This window comes from Streptomyces sp. NBC_00154 (assembly GCF_026342835.1).
Taxonomy (GTDB): Bacteria; Actinomycetota; Actinomycetes; order Streptomycetales; family Streptomycetaceae; genus Streptomyces.
The window spans coordinates 4,376,352-4,399,229 of sequence record NZ_JAPEMI010000001.1; the positions used below are offsets into that span (position 1 = coordinate 4,376,352).

The window sequence follows — 22,878 nt, forward strand, 5'->3', positions numbered from 1 at the left end:
GTTCCGTCGCTCCCCGTGTCCGGTTGCCGAATCAGCAGCAGCCGGAACACCTCCACCAGTCATCGCCGCACCAGAGGCCTGTTCAGCCGGAACAGTCACGAGAAGGAGAGCTCACCATGTCCGCAGTAGCCACCATCGCCACCGCCCCCACGACCGCCACCGGGACGACCCCGTTCCGCCACTTCTCCCCGACCCTGCTCCGTCGGGCCCTGGCCCGGCATGCGGAGTGGGAGCGCAAAGAGTTCACCTCGTCCTGGGAGGACCTGCCGGTCGATGCGTATCTCAACGGCGGGGCGACGTTCCGCCGCCGAAGGTACAGCCAGTTCCACCTGGCCGACGGCCGCCTGGTGCCCAGCGGCCAGATCGTGTTCGAGCAGTCCAAGGAGGTGAACTCGCTGTTCGGTGGCGTCCAGCGGCACTTCGAGCCGCTCCGTGAGGACGTGGCGGCCTCCGCGTTGCTCGAGACGGTCGTGTTCACCTTTCTGGACAACCTGCCAGGGGAGATCGACCGGTCCGACGCCGCCATAGGCGTCCACCAGATCCGGATCACCGCAAGCCGCGACGAGGCCTCGCTGCCCGCTCCGGAGGGCATCCACGAGGACGGCCACCACTTCGTCGCCCAGGTGCTGATCAACCGCGAGGGCGTCACCGGGGGCGAGTCGCAGCTGTACGACCGCGACCGCAACCCAATCTTCCGGACCACGCTGCTCGAGCCGCTCGAGTCGATCGTCATCGACGACCGTCGGGTCTTCCACGGCGTCTCCGGCGTCACCCCGGCCCCCGGAGTCACCGAGGGCATCCGCGACATGATGCTGATCGACTTCTTCCCGCTCACCGACTGACCGGGGCGTCCCGGCCGAATGCTCCGCCGAGGCACTGGGCTCCTCCCCGAGTCCGTTGCTCCCGGCGGAGCTTCGGCACGTCCGCGGGGACACGGGTACACCGACCAGGGTGAGATCAAGAACCGGCCCGAACAGAGTTCAGAGAGCAGAGGGGCGTCCCATCCATGCAGCCCATGTCCGAGGCCGAGTGGCGTGCGTTCGCCCTCTCCGGCACCCGAACGGCGAAGCTGGCGACTCACCGCAAGGACGGCCGCCCCCATGTCACACCGGTGTGGTTCCTCCTCGACGAGGCCGAGGCCGGCCGGCCGCAGGTTCTCTTCACCACGTGGCACGAATCCCTCAAGGCGAAGTCCCTGCGCAGGAACCCCCGGTTCGCACTCTGCATCGACGACCAGGAACCGCCCTACGCGTACGTCATGCTCGAATGCACCGCCACCTTCACCGACGCCGCGGCCGACCTTCGCCACTGGGCCACCAGGATCGGCGCCCGCTACATGGGCGCCGACCGGGCCGACCGGTACGGACAGCGAAACTCGGTCCCGGGGGAATACCTGATCCGTGCCACCGTCGACCGGGTGACCGCCTTCGCCGGCATCGCGGACTAGGTTCTGTCCGATGGGTCGAGTCGCGTACCTGCGTGCGCATGGTGTCAGTCGGCATGGGGAGGCGCGATGGACCCTCCCGGGGGAGGGCCTGGCGCGACGCGGACTGTGTGCCCCGGATGGACTCGAACCTGCAACAGATTCCAATACCACCCGAGTCCTCCGGGCCTCATCCGGTGACTGGCGAGGCTGCGCAGGCCCGGGAGGTGGAAAATGACTGACGTCAACTCCACCGAAAAAGCCGAGACTTCGGGCAGTGCGGTCCAGCCCGAACCAGGAGAAGGACTGCGCCTCGAAAGTCTTCTCCCTGGAGAAAGACCAAGAATGCAGCGGCGGCCGGCGGTGGCTTCGGCGGCACGCTTACGCACCCCAGGTCATGGGGCAAAGCGTTTGCGCGGGCCATAGAGCGCATGGCGTGCGCAGCACCGTTCGACTGAGCGGTCCTTGTTTGCCTGCGCGCATAGCGTGTGGTCCCGAAGTGGTCCCGCCCGAAGTCTGGTGACTCGGCATCGGCTATGCGGACCCATGCGCCAGTGCCCTGGTTGCCGTAACGAGATGGGCTGGTCGAGTGCTCGGGAAGCGTGTGTGACTAATCCGAGCAGTGCGAAGTACTGCTTAAAGGTATATGTACTTGCGCCCCAGGTTGTCGGGTTCCGAGGCCTGCGGTTCCCACACCTTGTCATCTCCGCTGCTGCCGCTCGGATCCCGTGTCCGAACGACCCGGGAATGCAGCGGCAGGGGATAGCCGACAGCTCCTCAAGGAGACAATATGATGCAAAAATCCCGACGGCGGCTGCTGGTCGCTTCGGTTCCAGTTGTGATGGCGGTCGGGTTGTCGACCTCGCTCGTTGCGCCTGCCCACGCCGACAGCGGGCCGTCGCTGACCCTCGCCGAGTCCCACCAGCAAGCGTTCGTTGCAGGCGGGACGGGGACCTACACCATCACCGTCGGCAACGCCGGGCCCGGCGCGACCGACGGGTCCGCCACCAAGGTCACCGGCACCCTGCCCGCGGGCATGACCGCACTCGCCGTTGGCGGAAGTGGCTGGAGCTGCACGACGTCACCCAGCCTGAATTGCACCCGCTCTGACGCCCTGGGACCTGGGCAGGCATATATGCCTATCACCCTGACCGTGGGTATCGCGCCCTCCTTGGCAGGGAAGACCGTCGCCAGTAGCTTCCGCGTCGCCAGGGGTGGCCCCACCACCTTCCAAGAGGAAGGCTCCCTCACTGCCAACGTCACCGTCACCCAGACCCAGACCCAGACGCAGACTCAGAACCAGAACCAGACGGTTACCGTGAAGTGCCCGAGCGATCACGACAAGCGCACCGCGGTCTGATGAGGAGGTGGAATTGACATTGGTGGACGATGCGCCTGTGCTGGATCCAGCGGAACCCATTGCACGTGTGCTCGGCCATCATGGCCTGGGCCGTGGCTATTGGCGCTCCTCGCCGTTGACTCCGAAAGCGGAAACAGAGGCTTCCACCACTGCGTCCGTTGTTTGCTCTGCCGGCGGGGAGCCGCTGGACGGCGGCTGAGTTCGATGGAACGGCTTTGGGCTGGAGCTGCTTTGGTGCGAATGATCATGGCCCCCGTAAACTTCCGGCGCGTCGGACGGTCTGTGGACCTGCCCGGTAAAGCACGACGTTGGGGCCGTGATCTTCCAGGCTCGCGCCAAAGTGGCTGCCCCGGCATGGCGGGCGAGCTCTGAGCCATCCGCGAACCTTCAAAAGGGGCCCAGCCCCGATGAGGCGATCGGCCGGTCCCACGGCGGACCGGCCACGAAGATCCACCCCCTGTGACGGCCGCGGTGATGTACGCCGGCAGGGAGTCGGTCACGACGGCGGGTTGGCCGCCATCCGGCAGGCACCGTTCGCGGCGCCGCCCGGCACGCCGGCCCCGGTCAGGGCACTCACACAGCCTTGCAGGTCGGCGTGCACACCTTGGGTGCACGCAGTTCTGACGGCGTCCGAGACTTCGACGCCCGCCTGCTGGACCATGTTCGTGCAGGCCGGGATGTCCGCGTGCGCGGCGGGGGCGGCGAAGGCCACGCCGCCCAGTGCGAGGGTCAGACCGGCTAGGACTCGGGCTGTACGGGCCGACGTGCGCATGGGAGCCACCTGCTCTCAAGGGTTGGTCGGGGACTCGCGGATTCCAAGGCGCCGAGATGCGGACGCGGCCGGTGTACAAGTGTGGTCCCGGGCCCCCGCACCCGTCGTCTCGGCAGGACCGCCCCTTCTCCGTTCGACGCTAGAGCAGTCCACCGCCGCGCGCACTCCGGCCCGGTGGCGGGACACTCCCTTGAGCCCTCCAGGAAAACTTCGACACGTATTCGACAGAGCCACCCGCAGAAACCCGGTGACAGCCGGACAGCGCCGGACCTTCCCCACTGTGACCTGGGGTCGGTCCGGCGCTTATGCGTTCGCTACGCGGCCCTCGCTACGGTGCGGTGACCTGCCAAAAAGGCCCTCCCTAGGGAGGGCCTGGGTTGGTGCGGACTGTGTGCCCCCGGCAGGACTCGAACCTGCGGCCAAGCGCTTAGAAGGCGCCTGCTCTATCCACTGAGCTACGGGGGCCGGGTGGTGGCCTCGGCGGCCTGGAGGCCCGGGACCGGGCCGGTCCGTGACCTTGCCGGGACAAGGATAGGGCTCCGATCGCCTCGACCCGGTTGCTTCACCTGCGTGGCACGATGTGGAGGTTCGGTGAAGCGAACCGATAATCGCAGGTGGGTGCGGATCGTGCACTGCTTTTGACGCCTGGCGCCCCGGGTGTTGTGCACTCGTTATGCCTGCGCCCCACTCGTCCCCTCTGTCCCGACGGCGTAACCGGCGCGCAGAGGCGGCTATACGCTTCAAAATGGCGCCAAAATTGGGCATTCTTCGCATGTGGTGACCATGGACGTACGGCCTCAGCTCATCGACGCACTTTCCGCCCTGCGCGACCGTGTCGCTGCCGTGCGTCTGCCACTCCCGCTCCCTGGGGCGGCACGTGCCCGTCAGACCAGGGTCGAGCTGCTCGCACAGCTCGACGACTACCTGCTTCCCCGACTGAAGGATCCTGAAGCGCCGCTGCTCGCGGTCGTCGGTGGCTCCACCGGGGCCGGGAAGTCGACGCTCGTCAACTCGCTCGTGGGGCGACGGGTCAGCGAGGCCGGGGTGCTGCGGCCGACCACCCGGACCCCTGTCCTTGTCTGCCATCCGGATGATCATCACTGGTTCGCCGGGGTACGCGTACTGCCGCAACTGACCCGGGTCTGGCTGCCCCCGGAGGAGTCCGCGGATCCCGGCCTCTGCGACGACCGCGACGGGCTCGGCGATGGCGAGCAGGAGGACGGGACCGCGCTGCGGGTCGAGACCGCCGCGAGTCTGCCGCGCGGACTCGCGCTGCTCGACGCCCCGGACATCGACTCGCTCGTCGTACGGAACCGGGTGCTGGCAGCCGAACTCGTCTGCGCTGCCGACGTCTGGGTCATGGTCACCACCGCTTCCCGGTACGCCGACGCGGTGCCGTGGCAGATGCTGCGTACGGCAAAGGAGTACGACGCCTCCCTCGTCATCGTGCTCGACCGGGTGCCGCACCAGGTGATCGCCGAAGTGTCGCGGCAGTACGGAGCGCTGCTCACCAGGGCGGGTCTCGGTGAGGTGCCCCGCTTCACCATCCCGGAACTGCCCGAGTCGGCGGGCGGCGGCAGCGGGCTGCTGCCCACCACCGCGGTCGCACCGCTGCGCGCCTGGCTCGGTCACCGCGTGCACGATCCGGCGGCCCGCCAGCAGGCCGTGGGGCGTACGGCGACCGGGGTCATCGACTCGCTGGACGTACGCATGCCGGAGCTGGCCGGGGCCGTCGCCGCGCAGTACGCGGCGGCCGTGCGGCTCACCGGCGTGGTCGAGGACGCGTACCGGAAGGAGGGCGCCCGGGTGCAGCGGCGGCTGCAGAACGGCGGTGTGCTCGCCGGGGACGCCCGCACCCGGTGGCGCGGATATCCGCTCTACAGCTCCTCCGAGGAGCTTCTCGACGCACTGGTGGAGAGCCTGGCCGCACTCCTGCAGTGCGCTGTCGCCGCAGCCGACGAGCAGATCCGCACGACCTGGCGGCACGAGCCGGCAGCCGGCGTGCTCGGGTCCGAGGCCGTCGGCCGGCAGGCCGGGGGATGGGGGCCGGCCGAGGACATCCGAGGCCGGATCGCCATGGCCGTACGACGGTGGCGGCGGGTGCTGGAGGAGCTGGCCGAGGAAGAGGTGCGCCATCTGGAACGCAACGCCGCACCCGACGCCGAGACGGTGGCCGCACTGCTGGCCGCCGCGCTGCTCGGCGGACGCCGTGCCCGCAGCGCCGGGGAACAGCTCGCCGAACGCATCGGCGTGCAGGGGGCGCTGCGACTGCGCGACAAGGGAGGCGCGCTGCTGACCACCTATCTCGACCGGGTGCTGAACAGCGAGCGTGACCGGCGGCTCGCGCCGCTCGACGCACTCGATGTGACCCCGGAGCCGCAGGCAGAACTGATTGCCGCGCTGTCCGTACTGCAGAAGGAGAGGTGGCAGCGTTGACTGTCGTCACTGACCAGGACCACAGCCAGGAGCAGGGCCGGGTGCGGGACACGGACCCGGACACGGACCGGGACATGGAGCGGGAGGCGGGGCGGGGCCGGACTGCGGATGCCGTGATCCGCAACGCCCCCGAGCCCGTCGGGCGCTGGGACGACGGGCTCATTGCCCGGCGTGCCGCTGCCGCCTCCGGGAAATCCGATGCCGACCCCGGCCGCGAGGCCGCCTCCGACGACGAACGGCCCCAGGTCGAGGCGTACGTACCGTCCGGCAGCCCGCTCGGGCCGCGGCTCGACGCGCTGCGTGAGCTCGTCGGACTGTCCAGGGCCCGGCTCGACCGGGCCACCCTCGCCGAGGCGGGGCGCGTACTAGACGAGGCTGCCGCCCGGCAGCGGCTCTCCTCCCGGCACACCGTCGTCGCCATTGCCGGTGCGTCGGGCAGCGGCAAGTCGACCCTCTTCAATTCCCTCGCGGGCGCGCAGATCTCGGACACCGGGCTGCGACGGCCGACCACCGCCGCGCCCATCGCCTGCTCCTGGACCGACGGCGCCGCCGGACTCCTGGACCGGCTCGCCATTCCCGGGCGGCTCAGGCGCAGGCCGCACCAGGGCGGTACGGAAGCGGACGAGGCGCTTCAGGGGCTCGTTCTCGTCGATCTGCCCGACCATGACTCGGCGGCGGCCGGGCACCGCGAGCAGGTGGACCGGGTGCTTGCGCTGGTCGACGCGGTGATCTGGGTCGTGGATCCGGAGAAGTACGCGGACGCGGCTCTGCACGAGCGCTACCTGCGGCCGCTGGCCGGGCACGCGGAGGTCACGTTCGTCGTTCTCAACCAGGTGGACCGGCTGCCCGGCGACGCCGCCGACCAGGTCCTCGACGACCTGCGTCGGCTGCTCGACGACGACGGCATGGCGCTCGGCGAACACGGCGAACCGGGCGCCACCGTGTTGTCCTTGTCGGCTCTCACCGGCGACGGGGTGGGCGAACTGCGTGAGCTGCTCGGCCGGTTCGTCCAGGAGCGCATGGCCGCGGCGCGTCGGCTCTCCGCCGATGTTGACGCCGTCGCGGCCAGACTGCGGCCGGCGTACGTCGCCGAGGGGCGGCCGGGGCTCGGGGAACGTGCCCGTGAGGAGTTCGCCGACCGGCTCGCCGAGGCCGTGGGCGCGGCCGCGGCAGGTCAGGCCGCCGAGCGCGAGTGGCGCAGGAACGCCGGGCGGGCCTGCGGGACGCCCTGGCTGCGGCTGTGGCGCTGGTACGAGTCCACCAGGCGGCCGCGAACCATGGACTGGGCAGCAGCGCTGCCCGCGCCGCCGGAGGAGCAGCTCACTGCTCGGCAACGCGTCGAGCAGGCGGTACGCACGGTGGCGGACGCCGCCGCCGACGGGCTGCCCGTCCCCTGGGCGCAGGCGGTCCGCGAGGCCGCGATGAACGGGGCAGAGGGGTTGCCGGAGGCGCTTGACGAGCTGGGGGAGAAGAGCGGTACGGCGGCGGAGGGCCAGGACCAGGGCCAGGGCAGGGCCGTGGGGGAGGGTGAGAGTGCGGGCGAGGATGCGGGGCGTGGCGCGTCGCCCGTCGACGCCGAAGGCGGGGCTGCGGTCGCTGCCGCGACGGCCGGTGGATCAGGTGGGGCACACAGCGGGCGGGCGGCCGGCAGGCCACCGCGGCCCGCATGGTGGCCCGCCGCCGTACTGGCGCAGGTCTCCATGACGCTGCTGCAGATCTTCGGCGGCCTCTGGCTGATCGGCCAGATCGTCGGCGTAGTCGAGCCGGGGCTGCTCACCGCCGCATCGGTGATGATGGCCGGGGTCGTCGGCGGGCCGCTGGTCGAGTGGTCGTGTGCGGCCGCCGCGCGTGGGCCCGCACGGCGGTACGGGCAGGAGGCCGAGCGGCGGTTGCGCGTGGCGGCGGCGGCCTGCGGTCGGGCGCGGGTACTCGATCCGGTGGCGGCCGAGCTGGTGCGGTACCGCGAGGTGCGGGAGCGGTTCGTGGCGGTGACGGAGTTTTCCACAACCGGCCGGTAGTCCACAGCCCTCAGCAGGATCCCCGCCTCCCCTTCAGCATGAGATCAGTGACCGCGCGGCAGCGGTCACGGGCGACGAAGGGGAGGCGGAGGCATGAACGAGACCGTGGTGACACTGGTGGGCAACGCGGCGACCGGGGTGGAGTTCCGGGAGACCGCGACCGGCGGAATGGCGCGGTTCCGCTTGGCCGTGACGGCCCGCCGTTGGGACCGGGAGAAGCAGTTCTGGACGGACGGGCACACCAGCTTCTACACCGTGTGGGCGTGGCGCACGCTGGCCTCGAATCTCGCGGGTTCGGTCGCTGTGGGAGAACCACTGGTCGTGCACGGTCGGTTGAAGGTGCGCGAGGAGGAACGGGACGTGCAGCGCCGGACGTTCGTGGACATCGAGGCGTTGGCGGTCGGACACGATCTGACACGGGGGACGGCGGCGTTCCGCCGGGTGGTGCGGGGTGATCCGACGCTGACGGCCGGGCCGAGCAGGCGGGGCGGGCCGGCGGAGGAAGGGGGAGAGGGGAAGGCCGACGGGTTCGGGGGGCCGGTCGAACGGGGGGAGCCTGTTGCGCGGTCCGCGAAGCGGACGCAGGGCGCGCACAGGGCGCAGGGGGAGCGGAGGGTGCAGAGTGAGCGGGGCGCGCGACGTGGGGGGCGTGGACCGACGGTACGTCAGGAACAGATCCCGGAGCTGGCGTCGGCGCCGTGACCGGGCCTGTGGGCACGGAAGTTACCGGCGATAACGATTCTGAGTCGGAATGGTTGTACGACGGTATGACGGGGGAATACGCATCGCCGTTTCCTTAGGATCTCCCAGTACTCACAGGGCACTTGAGTCGGCTGGCGGGACAAACCCCACACGCGTACCAAGCGCGAGGATCCCGCCCGGAGGGGACATCTGTGTTTTCTGCTTCTTCAGCGACCGCTTCAACATCCACGGCGGGGACGAATCCCCCACGGAGACCGGGCATCTCCCGGCTGGCTGCATCGGCGGTGGCATCCGGGCTCGTCATAGCCGCCGCCCTCGTCGGCGCAGGCAGCGCGGCCGCCGACGAGGCGCCCCAGCACCAGGGCGGCGCGACTGCCGTCCTGGACGGGTTGAAGACATACGACCGGGCCGTGCTCCACACGGACGGCAAGAAGCAGGAACTGGCCGCCGGGCTCTTCGAGATGACCGTCGACGGCGGCGGCAAGCTCAAGACGTACTGCATCGACATTCACAACCCCACCCAGGACCAGGCGAAGTACCTGGAGACCCCCTGGAACCAGACCTCGCTCGGCGCCAACAAGAACGCGGGCAGGATCCGCTGGATCCTGCAGCACTCCTACCCGCAGATCGACGACCTCGCGGCGCTCGCCGAACAGGCCGGCACCGGGCCGCTGACCGAGCAGACCGCGGCGGCGGGCACCCAGGTCGCCATCTGGCGCTACTCGGACAACGCCGACGTCGACGCCTCCGACCAGCAGGCTGAGAAGCTCGCCGACTGGCTGGGAGAGCACGCCGAGGACGTCGCCGAGCCCAAGGCTTCCCTCGCTCTGGACCCGGCAGCGGTCTCCGGCCTGTCCGGTGAGCGGCTCGGGCCGGTCACCGTCCACACCGACGCCGGTCAGGTCTCGGTGACCCCGCCCGCCGACTCCGCCAGCGGCGTCAAGGTCACCGACAAGAGCGGCAAGCCCGTCACCGCGGCTGCCAACGGCGCCGAGCTCTACTTCGACGTCCCGGCGGGCGCCGCCGACGGCACCGCCTCGCTGACCGTGCAGGCCACCACCTCGGTGCCGGTCGGCCGTGCCTTCGCCGGGGTGACCAAGAGCCAGACCCAGATCCTGGCCGGCTCCAGCGAGTCCACGGTCTCCGCGACCGCCACCGCGACCTGGGCCAAGAAGGGCGCAATCCCCGCGATCACCGCGAAGAAGAACTGCGCCAAGAGCGGCGTGGACGTCACCGCGAGCAACGAGGGCGACGAGGCGTTCACCTTCGAGCTGGCCGGTACCGAGCACACCGTCGAGGCCGGACAGACCGAGACGGTGACCGTCCCGGTCGCCGAGGACCAGGCGTACGACTTCACGATCACCGGTCCGGGCGGGTTCACCAAGACGTTCAAGGGCGTCCTGGACTGCAAGACCACCGGCAGCGGCACCGGCGGTCTCGACACCCAGACCGCCGACCAGCCCGCCCCGGCCACCGCCGGCGGCAGCTCGACCGGGACCGGGGGCGACCTCGCCGAGACCGGCAGCTCCAACGCCACGCCGATCATCGCGGGCATCGCCATCGCACTCGTCGTCATCGGCGGCGGCGCGATCTTCCTCCTCCGCAAGCGGAAGACGGAGTCCGCGGGGCAGTCGACCGAGGAGTAAGCGGAACGTGACATCCGAGCGGCATATTGTCACGATGTGCTGCTGACAGCCCCGGTACGCCCACGCGTACCGGGGCTGTCGCGTGATAAGACACCCGGCCTCACTGCGGCACTTCGCGGGCAGCAGGAGGGTGCCGTTTGAAAGTGCTGGTCACGGCCACTCGCCGATGATCGAGATCCGCTTGGAACGCACCCTGGCTAGTCCTGCGGCCGGACCCCGCCCTTGTCCACCACGGACCGCTTCAGTACGGCGCGGGCTCCGAGCAGGGCGCCCTTCTCGCCGATCTCCGTGTCCTTCGTCAGGAAGGTGCGCGAGCCCAGGAAGGAGAGCCCCTTCGGGTCGAAGACCCACTCCGAGCGGGTGGCGTGCCGGGTGTCCTCACGGGCGATGCCCACCCCGTGGCGGCCCAGCGCGTCCACCGCGTCCGGGGCTTCGGTCACCCCGGGGATCAGCGCCGCGGCCTTGTACAGCGCGGCGGCGATCTCCGGCGGCAGCACGGTCTCTCCGATCAGGTACCCGATCTGCTCGAACACCGCCTGGGCGTGCTCCTCGCCCTCGTGCTTAGGGGTGAGGGCGGTGAGGTGCTCGAGCAGCTTCTGCGGGTCGGTGGGCAGGGCGGCCAGCCAGCGGTAGGTGGGCCGGTTCAGGCCCTCGCGGGTGCCGTCGGTGTCCCCCAACTCGGCGTTGATGGGGAGGGTATCCCCGTCCTCGCGGATGTACCCGAGCTTCTTGAGTGGGCCGGGCTTCTGGGCGTACCAGATCTCCCGTTCCTTCAGCGGTCCCGTCACCAGCTTCCCGCTGGTGAGGTCGCTGTCCTGGACCTGGCTGCGCACATAGACGAACTGGTCGTCGCCGACCGGTCCGGCGTCGCTCTTCGCCGCCGCGTCCGAGATCCGGTTCAGCACCAGGGCGACCGGCTGGGCGTTCCCGGCGCGCGCCGAGGCGCTGCCGTCCGCCTGTGCCGCCCCCGGTCCGGCCGCCGGGTCGCCGCCGCCCTGCGCGGTGTAGCCCACGATCAGCGCACCGGCCAGGGCCAGCGCCGTGACCGGGGCCAGGACGGACGGGCGCAGGAGGCGTGGGCGGGCGGGGCGGTCGGCACGGACCGCGCGCTCCCGGCCCCGGTCCTGGCCTCGGCTCTCGGAGCGGTCGGCGTCATCGTCGATCAGGTTCATCAGGCGTTCCCTGTGGTGCTCGTGGCGGCCCGGCGGAAGGTCGAACCCGGTGGCGGGCGGCAGCAGCCGCGCCAGCTCGGCGCGCTCGTCCCGGCCGTCGTCGGTACCCGTTGTCGCGGTCATCGCGATCCCCCTTCGTTGGGCAGGGCGACGAATGCCGCCCTGCCCTCTACCTCTCCGCGGCCCCTGCGGGGTTCCCGCCCGGTTTCCCGCCGCTCCTCCGAAAGCCGATCCTCCGCGAGCCGTTCGCCCGCCAGCGAGCGCAGCCGGGCCCGGGCCCGGGAGAGCCGGGAGCGTACGGTGCCCACCGGGACGTCCAGCGCGGCCGCCGCCTGGGCGTAGTCCAGCCCGGCCCACACGCAGAGCGCGAGCACCTCGCGCTCGGGCTGCCGGAGCCGGTCGAGCACCTCGCGTACGGCCGCCAGCTCGCGCTGGTGGTCCAGGCGTTCGGCGGAGGCCTCGGCGAAGTCCTCGGTCTCCTTCGGCTTCGGCTGCCGGGCCAGGAACGCGAGGCGGCGGCCGACCCCGCGCCGGTGGTTGCGCGCCCTGTTGGTGGCGATGCCGAGGAGCCAGGGGCCCAGCGGACCGCCCTCCGGATCGACCTGCTCGCGGGTGCGCCAGGCGACGAGGAAGGTCTCCGACATGACGTCCTCGGCGGCCGAGAGGTCGCCGGTGAGGCGGCAGGCGTGGTGGTAGACGGTCCTGGCGTACCGATCGTAGAGGTCCGCGAAGGCCTCCCGGTCGCCCGCGCGGATCCGTTCCCGTACGCCGGGGTCTGCCGGTGCCCTCAGGCCGTCCAGGGCGGCCCGGTCGCCCGAGTCGCCCGGGGGTTGCGCCGGTCGCGCCGGCTGTTCGATGTGCTCCACGCCGTGTTCCTCTCCGCGACCCGCACCGGGTTCCCGTGGCCCGCGTCACAGGGGTGGGGGCCGGATCCTGTCCCTGTGACGCGGCAGCCGGGTCCCGCCCGGTGGACGATCCTGCCAACCGCCGCTCCGGACGCCGGAACGGGGGGTGGGACTCGTTCGCAGCCTTCAGCGCTTCGGTGCGTAACTCGCTTGCCTTGCAAGGTGTGCAGGGGTCCATCGAGCCAACGGGGAACACTGGGTCGAGCTGATCTGCGATGAGGGCTGGGGCCTATTGGCGGAAAAGTGGTCCAGGTCCGGGAGGAGCCCGTAGCCATCGAGCTCCTTGACGCTCGACCCGCGTACCGGGCCCTCGGGCCGCCTTCGGGCCATGGAAGGGCACCTGGCGTCGTGCGTCTCGGTGTCCGTGGAGCGATAACTTCGCCTTACTGCTACCCCGTGCCCGCGCGGTGCGCTGTGCTGAAGCGGCGCTGATAGGCGGCGGGGCTGATCGACATTTTCCTCGCGAAAACTCTCCGCATGCTCTCGTAACTCGGGAATCCGGCAAGGGATGCCACCTGCGTTGCAGTGTGCCCCTGGTCGAGCAGAGCTTTCGCCATGTCGAACCGGATCATCTCTACGTACCGGGCCGGTGTGGTGGACAGTTCATTGTGAAAGAGTCGCGTGAGATGCCGAGAGCTCAAATTCAGGTGCTTGGCAAGCTCGCCGATTGAGTGATTTCCCGCGGGATCAGCCGTCACCAGGTCGGTGATCCTACGGATGGCCGGAGATCGGGGTGGCGGTCCTTGCAGGGGGGCGGAGAACTGCGACTGGCCGCCTGAACGCTGCAAATAGACCACCAGGGCGCGGGCGACATCGCGGGTCAGATCAGGGCCGTGATCCTCCTCGACGAGTGCCAGCGCCAGGTCGATGCCGGCGGTCACGCCCGCCGAGGTGTACGTGGTGCCGTCGCGAACATATATGGCATCAGGTTCGACCCGGCTGGCCGGGCACCGGGTGGCGAGTTCTTGCGTGACCTTCCAGTGCGTGGTCGCACGCTTGCCGTCCAGGAGACCGGCGGCGCCGAGGACGAATGCTCCCGTGCAGATGGACGCGACCCGGTCGGCCCGGAGCGCCAGGGTCCGGGCGGCCTCGACCAGCTCACGGGCGACAGGGCTGCGCGGGTAGAGGTCTGCGCCGGCCACCAGGAAGGTGTCGGGAGCGGACTGCGAGGCGGCGGCGTCGACCGCGATCCGGATCCCGACGGACGAGGTGACGTCGGTGCCGGTCGGTGACGCCAGCACGACCTGGTAGTCGGCACCGAACCGGTTCGCTTCCGCGAACACCTCCGCGGGGCCGGCGACGTCCAGCAGTGTGACCCCGTCATGGACGAGGATCACCACCCGATGCGTGGCGGAGCCTCCATCCCCGTTCCCCGCCTGTCCGGATTCAGGTGACTCATGGCGGGACCGAGGTGGCGCCGAGGGCCCGGTGGTCGGCAGTGTTGAAGACGGACGCACCCGTCCATTGTTAACACACCGATACCGGAAAGCGCAGAGGTCATGACCGAGATCATCGCCGGGGTAGAGATTCCTGAAACAGCTGCGGTCGCCGCAGCCACCCGCCTCATTCAGAAGATGACCAGCCCTCTCCTCTACCATCACTCCCGGCGCGTTTTCGTCTTCGGTGCCGTTCATGCTCGCAGGCTCGGCCTGCAGCCCGACCCGGAGCTGCTCTATCTGTCCGCCATGTTCCACGACACCGGCCTCTTGACGCCCTTTTCCGACGTGGAGCAGCGCTTCGAGGTCGATGGAGCTGACCATGCACGCAAGTTCATGCTCGACCACGGTTTCCCGACCACCGCCGCCGACGTGGTCTGGACAGCTATCGCGCTGCACACGACGCCGGGAATTCCCGGCCGGATGGGCCCGGAGATCGCCATCACGAATTTCGGCGTTCTGACCGACGTGCTCGGCTTGGGTCTGGACGAGCTGGATCGCGCTCAGGTGGAAGAGATCACCGCCGTTCATCCGCGGGGCGACTTCAAGAACGAGTTCCTGCAGGCCTTCGTCGACGGACTCAAGCACCGCCCGGAGACCACGAACGGAACCGTGAATGCGGACGTGCTGGAGCATTTTGTTCCCGGCTTCCGTCGCACAACCACGGTCGAGCGCATCATCGGTGCGCCTTGGCCGAGCTGATCGGAGAGCCGTAAAAGACAACGTGACGGGGGTCGTCCTCGCCCCGGCCGTCGTCCCGTACGAGGCGCCGCTGCTGCCGAGCGCGCCGCAGCGGGTGTGCCCACGGTTGCCCGGGGATGGCGGCTCGCTGCCGCAACGACCGCGTCGGACCGCCTGCCCCGGCGGGGGTCGACCGCCTGGCAGGGACGTCAGCGCTTTCGAGGACCCATCCCCCCGCCGACCTGCATCGCCACAAGTTCCAAGGCTCTTTTGATGGCGGACGACCTTCACGAGGAAACCACAGAATAATCCTCTGCGGTCCGTCAAAGGCTTTCCGTGTCCAACGGTCACGACGAAACCGGTCTCGGTTTCTATCCCAGCAACTGGACTTTGGCGCATGATGGCGCGAATATCCTCGGTGTGGTTCGAGAGCAGGCCGGAAAATGCGCGATTCTTTCTGTGCTCGCGAAACTCCAATTCGAAAATTTCTTCCAGAAAGGACCCATCATGCAAGCCATCACCGTGCGAGACCGTGACGCGGGTGTCGGCGGGCTCTCCCTCACGGACATGCCCTACCCCCACGCCGCTGAGAACGATGTCATTGTGCGGGTGCATGCCGCGGGGTTCACCCCTGGAGAGCTCGACTGGCCGGGAACCTGGTCCGACCGTGCCGGCCGCGACCGAACGCCGAGCGTGCCCGGGCACGAACTCTCCGGCGTTGTCGCCGAACTGGGCTACGGAACCACGGGCCTGACCGTCGGCCAGCGGGTGTTCGGACTGGCCGACTGGACGCGAAACGGTTCACTGGCGGAGTACGCCGCGGTGGAGGCCCGCAATCTCGCTCCGCTTCCCGCGGACGTCGGCCACACGGTGGCCGCCGCCCTGCCGATCTCCGGGCTGACCGCATGGCAGGGCCTGTTCGACCACGGCCGCCTCACCACAGGCCAGACCGTCCTCATCCACGGTGCCGCCGGCGGTGTCGGGTCGATCGCCGTGCAGCTCGCACGCGAGGTGGGCGCCCGAGTGATCGGCACCGGACGGGCCGCCGACAGGGACACAGCACTCGGTCTCGGCGCGGATACCTTCGTAGACCTGCAGAACGACCGGCTCGAAGACATCGGCGAGGTCGACCTCGTATTCGATGTGCTCGGCGGCGACATCCTCGAACGCTCGACCGCCCTGGTACGCGCCGGTGGCACCCTCGTCACCATCGCCGTGCCGCCCAGGATCCAGCCCGAGAACGGTCGGGCCGTCTTCTTCGTCGTCGAAGCTGACCGGGTCCGCCTCGCGGATCTCGTCCAGCGTGTCCGGGACGGACGACTCAAGCCGATCGTCGGGGATGTACCGCCGCTGTCCGAAGCGCCCGCAGCGTTCGCCCCCAAGGGGCGCCGCACACGCGGCAAAACGATCATCCAGATCGCGGAGGACTGAATGCGAGCGCCCGATCCTGAAGATCAGGCCTCCTCGCCCAACGCCTGATGGCCATGGCCGCCCGCGTCGTTACGTGCTTGCCGAGCAGGACCCCGAGTCGGTGCTCGTCCAGTACGCCCGGCTCGCTGTCCGGGCGGCAGAACGCGCACGGACCGCTCCTCCGGGCTTGATCGTCCGTACCGCCCTGATCAGGGGGGCTCCGAGGTTCCCGTTTCCGTCCTGGGGTGGACGTCAGGCAAGATGGGGTGTATCTGCCCACACCTCTATTGCTGCCGGACGGTTTCTCTTGGCTGAGTTCATCTACACCATGCGCAAGACGCGCAAGGCGCACGGCGACAAGGTGATCCTCGATGACGTCACCCTGAACTTCCTGCCCGGCGCGAAGATCGGTGTCGTTGGCCCCAACGGTGCCGGTAAGTCCACGGTGCTGAAGATCATGGCGGGCCTGGAGCAGCCGTCCAACGGTGACGCGTTCCTGTCGCCCGGCTTCAGCGTCGGCATCCTCATGCAGGAGCCGCTGCTCGACGAGTCGAAGACGGTGCTGGAGAACGTCCAGGCCGGCGCCGCCGAGATCATGGGCAAGCTCACGCGCTTCAACGAGGTCGCCGAGCTCATGGCGACGGACTACTCGGACGCGCTGATGGAGGAGATGGGCAAGCTCCAGGAGGACCTGGACCACGCCAACGCGTGGGACCTGGACGCCCAGCTGGAGCAGGCCATGGACGCCCTGGGCTGCCCGCCCGGCGACTGGCCGGTCGTCAACCTCTCCGGTGGCGAGAAGCGTCGCGTGGCGCTCTGCAAGCTGCTGATCGAGGCCCCGGACCTGCTCCTCCTCGACGAGCCCACCAACCACCTCGACGCCGAGTCGGTGAACTGGCTGGAGCAGCACCTCTCGAAGTACGCGGGCGCCGTCGTCGCCGTCACGCACGACCGGTACTTCCTGAACAACGTCGCCGAGTGGATCCTCGAGCTGGACCGCGGCCGCGCGCTCCCGTACGAGGGCAACTACTCCACGTACCTCGACAAGAAGGCCACCCGGCTCAAGGTCGAGGGCCGCAAGGACGAGAAGCGCGCCAAGCGGCTCAAGGAAGAGCTGGAGTGGGTCCGCTCCAACGCCAAGGGCCGGCAGACCAAGTCCAAGGCACGTCTCGCCCGGTACGAGGAGATGGCGGCCGAGGCGGACAAGATGCGGAAGCTGGACTTCGAGGAGATCCAGATTCCGCCGGGCCCGCGGCTCGGTTCCATCGTCGTCGAGGTCAACAACCTCTCGAAGGCCTTCGGCGACAAGGTGCTCATCGACGACCTGTCGTTCACGCTGCCGCGCAACGGCATCGTCGGTGTCATCGGTCCGAACGGTGCGGGCAAGACCACGCTGTTCAAGATGATCCAGGGCCTGGAGACGCCGGACACCGGCGCCATCAAGGTCGGCGAGACCGTCAAGATCTCCTACGTCGACCAGAGCCGCGCCAACATCGACCCCAAGAAGACCCTCTGGGCGGTCGTGTCGGACGAGCTCGACTACATCAACGTCGGCCAGGTCGAGATGCCGTCGCGAGCGTACGTCTCCGCGTTCGGCTTCAAGGGTCCGGACCAGCAGAAGCCGGCCGGTGTCCTCTCCGGTGGTGAGCGCAACCGCCTCAACCTGGCGCTCACGCTCAAGGAGGGCGGCAACCTGCTGCTCCTCGACGAGCCCACCAACGACCTCGACGTCGAGACCCTGTCCTCGCTGGAGAACGCACTCCTGGAGTTCCCGGGCGCCGCAGTGGTCATCTCCCACGACCGCTGGTTCCTGGACCGCGTCGCCACGCACATCCTGGCGTACGAGGGCGACTCCAAGTGGTACTGGTTCGAGGGCAACTTCGAGTCGTACGAGAAGAACAAGGTCGAGCGTCTCGGCGCGGACGCGGCCCGCCCGCACCGCGCCACGTACAAGAAGCTCACGCGAGGCTGATCGTCTTGGCTCGTCATATCTACAGCTGCCCGCTGCGCTGGTCGGACATGGATGCATTCGGCCACGTCAACAACGTGGTCTTCCTCCGCTACCTGGAGGAGGCGCGCATCGACTTCATGTTCCGGCTGGCGCCGGGGGACGGCTCGCCGTCCTTCGCGGGCGGGTCCGTCGTGGCCCGGCACGAGATCGACTACGTGCGCCCGCTGGTCCACCGGCACGCGCCGGTGACCGTCGAGTCGTGGGTCACGAAGATAGGTGCCGCGTCGCTGACGATCTGCTACGAGATCAAGGACCCGGACCAGGTGTACGTGCGGGCCTCGACCGTCGTCGTGCCGTACAACCTGGCCGAGGAGCGGCCGCGGCGAATCTCCGCGGAGGAGAAGCACTTCCTCCAGGAGTTCCTGGCCGAGGAGCCCGCCGCCGCATGACGGTTCCCGTGCAGCTGTTGGAGTTCGCGGACGCGAGGGAGGCGGCGGATCTTGCCGCCTTCCTCGGCCGGCTGCTCCACTACGACCGGGCGGCCGCCGTCCGGCTGCAGGCGGGCGGCGGGGCGCTGGCCGTGTTCGGCAGGCCGCCGTCGTTCGAGGTCCTCGCCATCCGGGCGGCGCGGCTGCGCGGCACGCACGACTTCGACATCACCGTGTCCGCCGGTGAACTCCTCGAATCGCTCGACATCGATGGCGGCACCCACGAGGCACACGGTGCGGGCACCCTGCCCGCGCCCGTCACCGGGCCGCCGTGGACCGGGGTCCTCCCGCCGCGCGGCGGCTGGCACGAGCAGCCGGGACTGCCCGACCCCGTCTCCCTGCGCGTCGAGCTGAGCGCCGCGGTGGCGGAGTTCCGCTCCCGCGACGAGGCGCTGCCCGCGGACCGCCGCACCAGGGCGGAACGGGACCTGATCGGCCGCGAGATCTGGTCGCGCACGGTCGGGGAGACGGAACTCCCGCTGCGCGCCGTCCACGCCGCCCAGTCCCTCGGCTTCCTCCGCCCGGCCCCGGACTTCCCGGTCGCCGTGCTCGCGTCGGGCCCCTGGCTGCGGCTGCGTACCCCGTTCGGCTCGATCGCCCTGCGCGGTGCGGGCGGCCTCGGCGATCTCGGGGTGTCGGTCGGCGTCCGATGACGCCGCGTCCACAGCGGAACTGCGGGAGAGGCGCCCGCTATCCGCGCTGCTGGTCGTCCGGCCACACCCCGATGTGGTCCTGCTCCAGTTCCAGCATCACACGGTGCTCCATCCCGAGCGTCTCCGTGTAATCGGCGGGCAGTTGCAGTCGCCCCGCGCGGTCGAGCATCGCGTACTCGTGGGCCACCTGGGACTCCTGGCCCGTCGCCGCGTCCACCTCCGTACGGCGCAGCACCTCGGACGACGTACGGCCGTCGCGGATGGCGACCGTACGGCGGACCTCGCCCGCCACCGCCTGGTCGTGGGTGACGATCACGATCGTCGTGCCCAGCTCCTCGTTGGCCCGGCGGAACGCGGCGAAAACCTGCTCGCCCGTCGCCGAGTCCAGCTCGCCGGTCGGTTCGTCGGCGAGCAGCACCGAGGGATTGTTGGCGAGCGCCACCGCGATCGCCACCCGCTGCTGCTGGCCGCCGGACATCTGCGCGGGCCTCCGGTCGCGGCAGTCCGAGACCTCCAGCATCTGCAGCAGCGACTCGGCGCGCGCGGCGCGTTCGCGGCTCCGGCCGCGGCCGCGCAGCTGCATGGGCAGCGTGACGTTCTGGACGGCGGTGAGGTAGGGGAGCAGGTTGCGGGCGGTCTGCTGCCAGACGAACCCGACGACGTCCCGGCGGTAGCGGAGCCGTTCCTTCGGGCCCATCGACAGCAGATCGCAGCCCGCGACCTTCGCCGACCCGGCCGTCGGCACGTCGAGGCCCGCCAGAATGTTCATCAGGGTCGACTTGCCGCTGCCGGACGCCCCGACGAGCGCCATCAACTCGCCCTCGGTGACCAGCAGATCGAGGCCCTGGAGGGCCTGCACCTCCACCCCGTCCGCGCTGAAGATGCGGACCAGCCGATCGCAGGCGATCAGCGCGTCGTGCCCGTACGAGGGCCGGTCGCGGCGTGCGGCGGCCCGCTGTTCGAGCTCCGCCAGAGTGGTCTCGGTCGTCGACGACGTCATCGGGTGTCTCCTGCCCTGAGTTCGGTGATCGATCCACGGCGCCCGGCCAACCAGGCCTGTACGGCTGCCACGGTGGCGGCGAGGGCGACCACGCCGAGCGCCGGCAGCGCCAGCGACCACGGGTCGGCCCGCAGCGGAGCGGTGTCGAGTGCGTCGGAGCCGGGCCCGCTGGACAGCGCCAGCTGTACCAGGTCGACGCCGGGTGCCAGCAGAGCGATCGTCGACCAGCCGACGAGCAGTCCGCCGACGGCGGCCAGCAGCGCCTGCGGCATCGCCTCGAGTCCGAGGAGCCGTCGGCCCTGCCGGACGGTGAGGCCCATGGTCCGCAGCCGGGCCAGCAGAGCGGTGCGTTCCGGAGCGGTCTGGAGCAGCGACAGCAGCACGGCGAGCAGTGCGTAGCCTGCGCCGGCCGTGATCGCCGCCGCGTAGATCCGCTCGGCGCCCGACTGCATGGGGGTGTCGACGAACGCCGCGCGTTCCTCGGACCGCAGGTGTACGGAGAATGTCGAGCCCGCCCGGTGCGCGGCCGCGCGCAGCGCCTTCGCGTCCGGGGAGCCGCCGGTGACCAGCAGGGCGGTGGTCTGCCGGTGGGTGAGGGACGCGGCGTCGACGATCAGGAAGCCGGCGCTGTCGACAGCCGGTGTGCGCGTCACCGTTCCGACGACGCGCACCTTGAAGTCCCCGGCCTGCGAGTGGATGTCGCGCGGCCGTTCGCCGAGCCGCTCTGCCACGGCCGGTGAGGCGAGGACGGGCAGCACCCGGTCCTTCGACGGCAGCGTGCCCTTCCTGGGCGCCGCTCCGGTGGCCTTCAGCCGGTCTGCGGGGAACGATCCGAAACCGGTCGCGCGCGCCAGCTTCGCGTACGTCCCCGGATCGACACCGACCAGCGCGGCGCCCTTCGCGTCCTCGATGCCGGCGTCGTTGGACGGCAGCGGTACGCCGTACTCGATCTGGACCGGCGCCACATCCCGTACACCGCCCGCCTTCCGGACGTCCCGGACCAGCCGGTCCGGCAGCGGCATCGCATCGCCCTCGCCGCTGATCCGCGCGTCCGCACCGGTGATCCGCACCGCCGCATCGTCCCGGGCGTCCGCGACGCCCGCCAGCACCGAGCCGCCGAACGCCGCCGTCGTCAGTGCGACCAGCAGCGCCAGCAGGGCCGGTGCGCCACTCACCGACGCGCGCCCGGCACGGGCCAGTGCGAGGAAGCCGACCGCGCCGCGCAGCCGTGCGACGGTGCGGGAGGCGAGCCGCAGCGGCAGCGGGTACAGGCGGGCGAGGACCAGCGCCGCGATCAGCCCGACCAGCACCGGAGCGGCGCTGACCAGGAAGTCCGTACCGCCGCCCGCGGCGGTGCCGCGGCGGCGCAGCGCGGCGACCGCGCCGACGGCCAGCACCAGCACGGTGAGTTCGGCAACCGTGCGCCGCCGCGACGGGCGGGCGGTCATCATGTCGTCGCGGGCGCCGTGCAGCTGCGGTCTGCGGTGAACGAGCGTCGTACCCAGCGGCAGGGCAACACAGACCAGTACGGCGACGGCTGTGGCCCCCACGACCGCTGGCCACAGCCGGGCCCCGCCGACGGCGGCAACGGCGAGCAGCAGACCCAGAGCCGCCGCGGGCACCGCCGTCACCGCGGTCTCCGCGAGCAGCCGCCCACCGATGCCGCGCAACGATCCGCCGCGTGAACGCAGCAGGGCCAGTTCACTGTGGCGGCGGGCGGCGAGCAGGCCGCCCGTCATCAGCAGCACGACGGCGGCGACCGCGCCGATCCCGACGGCGGCGACCGTGACGACCGGGCTGATCGCCGAACGCAATGCGTCGTACCGGGTGAGGACCACGTCCAGATCGGTCGTCAGTGTCGCCGCCGGACCGGCCAGCGCCCGGAGCTTCAGCAGCTCCGGACCGCTCTCCAGAGACGCCACCTGGGAGCGCAGCCGGTCCACGTCGAGCGCGGTGAGCCGGGAGGCGTCCGGCGCGATCCGCCAGTACGGCTCGGGCGCACCGGTCGTGGACAGCAGGGCGGGCGCCGCGTCCGGCGGCAGCAGCAGGGCCGCTATCCAGTAGTAACGGGGAGGGGCCTGCCTGACGTCCGCCGGGACCAGCGAAGGGGTGCGCAGCAGGCGCTCGAACGACCAGTAGGCGGCACCCGGAAGCTTCGGGGCGACGATGCCGGTGATCCGTACGGTCAGCGGCTCGTCGCCCCGGGTCGGTACCGCGATCGTCGAGCCCACCTTGAGCTCGAGGGTCTTCGCGGTCTCTTCGGTGACCGCGGCCTCGACCTCCTTGGTCGTAGTGGTGACCTCGCCGTGGACGGCGGGCCAGGCGCCGTCGCGCAGCCTGGCGTGGGCCGGCAGGGCCGACGGGGTCGCGTACGTCAGCTTGGGGTCGAGGCCACTGGGCCGGGGCAGCCATTTCTCCCCGGCGGCGATCGGCTCCGTCGTGCGGATGCCGTACGAGGACTGGAAGGCGTCGGCGCGCACCGGTTCGGGCAGCCGGGCCAGCACCTTGCGGTGGACCGCGCCCAGCGCCGCCTTGCGCACCGCGACCGCGCGCTCCGCCTCTACGCCCAGGGCGGGCGGCGGAGCGGTCAGCTCCAGGACGCTCCGCCTGGGGTCCTCGACGATCAGGTCGTGGCGCAGCCCCTTGCTCTCGTACGCGTCGACGGCCCGTGGAAACGCGGCGGCGAGGAATGCTGTGACCAGCACCAGCAACCCGAGCGCGCAGGCGGCCGCGGGCGCGGTGCGCAGCCGGGTACGGACCCACGGGGCACAGGCCGCGGCCCGGGCGACGCCTGCGGAACGACCGCTGTCGGAACGTGGGCTCAT

At 70.4% G+C, this 22,878-nt stretch carries 18 protein-coding genes and 1 tRNA gene; 12 read left to right on the forward strand and 7 right to left on the reverse strand.

Features of this window, described 5'->3' with window-relative positions; genetic code table 11:
- Positions 1–116 precede the first annotated feature (116 nt).
- The 3 genes from OHA03_RS19630 to OHA03_RS19640 all read left to right on the forward strand — a co-directional run bounded on the left by OHA03_RS19630 (position 117) and on the right by OHA03_RS19640 (position 2,783).
- Complete coding sequence (locus OHA03_RS19630; RefSeq protein ID WP_267005123.1) at positions 117–842, forward strand: 2OG-Fe dioxygenase family protein; 726 nt, start codon at positions 117–119, stop codon at positions 840–842.
- Positions 843–1,015: 173 nt separating this feature from the next.
- On the forward strand, positions 1,016–1,447 hold the full coding sequence (locus OHA03_RS19635) for a PPOX class F420-dependent oxidoreductase (protein ID WP_267005124.1): 432 nt from the start codon (positions 1,016–1,018) through the stop codon (positions 1,445–1,447).
- Between the two features lie 766 nt (positions 1,448–2,213).
- Positions 2,214–2,783, forward strand: coding sequence for a hypothetical protein (locus OHA03_RS19640; RefSeq protein ID WP_267005125.1), 570 nt, complete (start codon positions 2,214–2,216; stop codon positions 2,781–2,783).
- Between the two features lie 496 nt (positions 2,784–3,279).
- On the opposite strand, the gene OHA03_RS19645 is transcribed toward OHA03_RS19640, so the two are convergent.
- Together OHA03_RS19645 and OHA03_RS19650 are read right to left on the reverse strand one after the other, a co-directional pair.
- On the reverse strand, positions 3,280–3,555 hold the full coding sequence (locus OHA03_RS19645) for a hypothetical protein (RefSeq protein WP_267005126.1): 276 nt from the start codon (positions 3,553–3,555) through the stop codon (positions 3,280–3,282).
- Positions 3,556–3,947: 392 nt separating this feature from the next.
- Positions 3,948–4,020: transfer RNA gene (locus tag OHA03_RS19650), tRNA-Arg, on the reverse strand.
- A gap of 318 nt (positions 4,021–4,338) precedes the next feature.
- Between OHA03_RS19650 and OHA03_RS19655 the strand changes: the two genes are divergently transcribed.
- From OHA03_RS19655 to OHA03_RS19670, 4 genes are all read left to right on the forward strand, one after another.
- A complete protein-coding gene (locus OHA03_RS19655) occupies positions 4,339–5,991 on the forward strand; it encodes a dynamin family protein (protein ID WP_267005127.1) in 1,653 nt (550 codons plus the stop codon).
- Positions 5,988–8,009, forward strand: a complete 2,022-nt coding sequence (locus OHA03_RS19660; protein WP_267005128.1) for a YfjP family GTPase — start codon at positions 5,988–5,990, stop codon at positions 8,007–8,009. The genes OHA03_RS19655 and OHA03_RS19660 overlap by 4 nt, the downstream gene beginning before the upstream one ends.
- Before the next feature lie 93 nt (positions 8,010–8,102).
- Positions 8,103–8,711, forward strand: coding sequence for a single-stranded DNA-binding protein (locus tag OHA03_RS19665; protein WP_267005129.1), 609 nt, complete (start codon positions 8,103–8,105; stop codon positions 8,709–8,711).
- Positions 8,712–8,902: 191 nt separating this feature from the next.
- Complete coding sequence (locus OHA03_RS19670; RefSeq protein WP_267005130.1) at positions 8,903–10,357, forward strand: LAETG motif-containing sortase-dependent surface protein; 1,455 nt, start codon at positions 8,903–8,905, stop codon at positions 10,355–10,357.
- A 197-nt stretch (positions 10,358–10,554) separates the two neighbouring features.
- On the opposite strand, the gene OHA03_RS19675 is transcribed toward OHA03_RS19670, so the two are convergent.
- The 3 genes from OHA03_RS19675 to OHA03_RS19685 all read right to left on the reverse strand — a co-directional run bounded on the left by OHA03_RS19675 (position 10,555) and on the right by OHA03_RS19685 (position 13,774).
- Positions 10,555–11,652, reverse strand: a complete 1,098-nt coding sequence (locus OHA03_RS19675) for a CU044_5270 family protein (RefSeq protein WP_267005131.1) — start codon at positions 11,650–11,652, stop codon at positions 10,555–10,557.
- A complete protein-coding gene (locus OHA03_RS19680; RefSeq protein WP_267008101.1) occupies positions 11,649–12,320 on the reverse strand; it encodes an RNA polymerase sigma factor in 672 nt (223 codons plus the stop codon). The genes OHA03_RS19675 and OHA03_RS19680 overlap by 4 nt, the downstream gene beginning before the upstream one ends.
- A gap of 503 nt (positions 12,321–12,823) precedes the next feature.
- Complete coding sequence (locus OHA03_RS19685) at positions 12,824–13,774, reverse strand: GlxA family transcriptional regulator (RefSeq protein ID WP_267005132.1); 951 nt, start codon at positions 13,772–13,774, stop codon at positions 12,824–12,826.
- Positions 13,775–13,933: 159 nt separating this feature from the next.
- On the opposite strand from OHA03_RS19685, the gene OHA03_RS19690 reads away from it, so the two are divergent.
- The 5 genes from OHA03_RS19690 to OHA03_RS19710 all read left to right on the forward strand — a co-directional run bounded on the left by OHA03_RS19690 (position 13,934) and on the right by OHA03_RS19710 (position 19,053).
- Positions 13,934–14,572, forward strand: a complete 639-nt coding sequence (locus tag OHA03_RS19690) for an HD domain-containing protein (RefSeq protein WP_267005133.1) — start codon at positions 13,934–13,936, stop codon at positions 14,570–14,572.
- A 486-nt stretch (positions 14,573–15,058) separates the two neighbouring features.
- Positions 15,059–15,982: an NADP-dependent oxidoreductase gene (locus OHA03_RS19695; protein ID WP_267005134.1), complete on the forward strand. Its 924-nt coding sequence runs from the start codon at positions 15,059–15,061 to the stop codon at positions 15,980–15,982.
- Between the two features lie 286 nt (positions 15,983–16,268).
- On the forward strand, positions 16,269–17,933 hold the full coding sequence (gene ettA, locus OHA03_RS19700) for an energy-dependent translational throttle protein EttA (RefSeq protein ID WP_267005135.1): 1,665 nt from the start codon (positions 16,269–16,271) through the stop codon (positions 17,931–17,933).
- Between the two features lie 5 nt (positions 17,934–17,938).
- The gene (locus OHA03_RS19705) at positions 17,939–18,361 is read left to right on the forward strand and encodes a thioesterase family protein (protein WP_030921448.1); all 423 of its coding nucleotides are present in this window, start codon (positions 17,939–17,941) and stop codon (positions 18,359–18,361) included.
- Positions 18,358–19,053 carry a hypothetical protein gene (locus tag OHA03_RS19710; protein WP_267005136.1) on the forward strand — a complete coding sequence of 232 codons (696 nt, stop codon included), beginning with the start codon at positions 18,358–18,360 and terminating at the stop codon, positions 19,051–19,053. The genes OHA03_RS19705 and OHA03_RS19710 overlap by 4 nt, the downstream gene beginning before the upstream one ends.
- Before the next feature lie 37 nt (positions 19,054–19,090).
- Here OHA03_RS19710 and OHA03_RS19715 read toward each other — a convergent pair whose 3' ends face one another.
- Both OHA03_RS19715 and OHA03_RS19720 read right to left on the reverse strand, forming a co-directional pair.
- The gene (locus tag OHA03_RS19715; RefSeq protein ID WP_267005137.1) at positions 19,091–20,053 is read right to left on the reverse strand and encodes an ABC transporter ATP-binding protein; all 963 of its coding nucleotides are present in this window, start codon (positions 20,051–20,053) and stop codon (positions 19,091–19,093) included.
- Positions 20,050–22,878, reverse strand: coding sequence for an FtsX-like permease family protein (locus OHA03_RS19720; RefSeq protein WP_267005138.1), 2,829 nt, complete (start codon positions 22,876–22,878; stop codon positions 20,050–20,052). Before OHA03_RS19720 ends, OHA03_RS19715 begins: the two co-directional genes overlap by 4 nt.

Excerpts from the sequence above, each read along its gene's own strand:
- OHA03_RS19630 (WP_267005123.1), top strand. The coding sequence starts at position 117 with ATGTCCGCAGTAGCCACCATCGCCACCGCCCCCACGACCGCCACCGGG.
- OHA03_RS19635 (WP_267005124.1), top strand. The coding sequence starts at position 1,016 with ATGTCCGAGGCCGAGTGGCGTGCGTTCGCCCTCTCCGGCACCCGAACG.
- OHA03_RS19640 (WP_267005125.1), top strand. The coding sequence starts at position 2,214 with ATGATGCAAAAATCCCGACGGCGGCTGCTGGTCGCTTCGGTTCCAGTT.
- OHA03_RS19645 (WP_267005126.1), bottom strand. The coding sequence starts at position 3,555 with ATGCGCACGTCGGCCCGTACAGCCCGAGTCCTAGCCGGTCTGACCCTC.
- OHA03_RS19655 (WP_267005127.1), top strand. The coding sequence starts at position 4,339 with ATGGACGTACGGCCTCAGCTCATCGACGCACTTTCCGCCCTGCGCGAC.
- OHA03_RS19665 (WP_267005129.1), top strand. The coding sequence starts at position 8,103 with ATGAACGAGACCGTGGTGACACTGGTGGGCAACGCGGCGACCGGGGTG.
- OHA03_RS19675 (WP_267005131.1), bottom strand. The coding sequence starts at position 11,652 with ATGACCGCGACAACGGGTACCGACGACGGCCGGGACGAGCGCGCCGAG.
- OHA03_RS19690 (WP_267005133.1), top strand. The coding sequence starts at position 13,934 with ATGACCGAGATCATCGCCGGGGTAGAGATTCCTGAAACAGCTGCGGTC.
- OHA03_RS19695 (WP_267005134.1), top strand. The coding sequence starts at position 15,059 with ATGCAAGCCATCACCGTGCGAGACCGTGACGCGGGTGTCGGCGGGCTC.
- OHA03_RS19710 (WP_267005136.1), top strand. The coding sequence starts at position 18,358 with ATGACGGTTCCCGTGCAGCTGTTGGAGTTCGCGGACGCGAGGGAGGCG.
- OHA03_RS19715 (WP_267005137.1), bottom strand. The coding sequence starts at position 20,053 with ATGACGTCGTCGACGACCGAGACCACTCTGGCGGAGCTCGAACAGCGG.
- OHA03_RS19720 (WP_267005138.1), bottom strand. The coding sequence starts at position 22,878 with ATGAGCCCACGTTCCGACAGCGGTCGTTCCGCAGGCGTCGCCCGGGCC.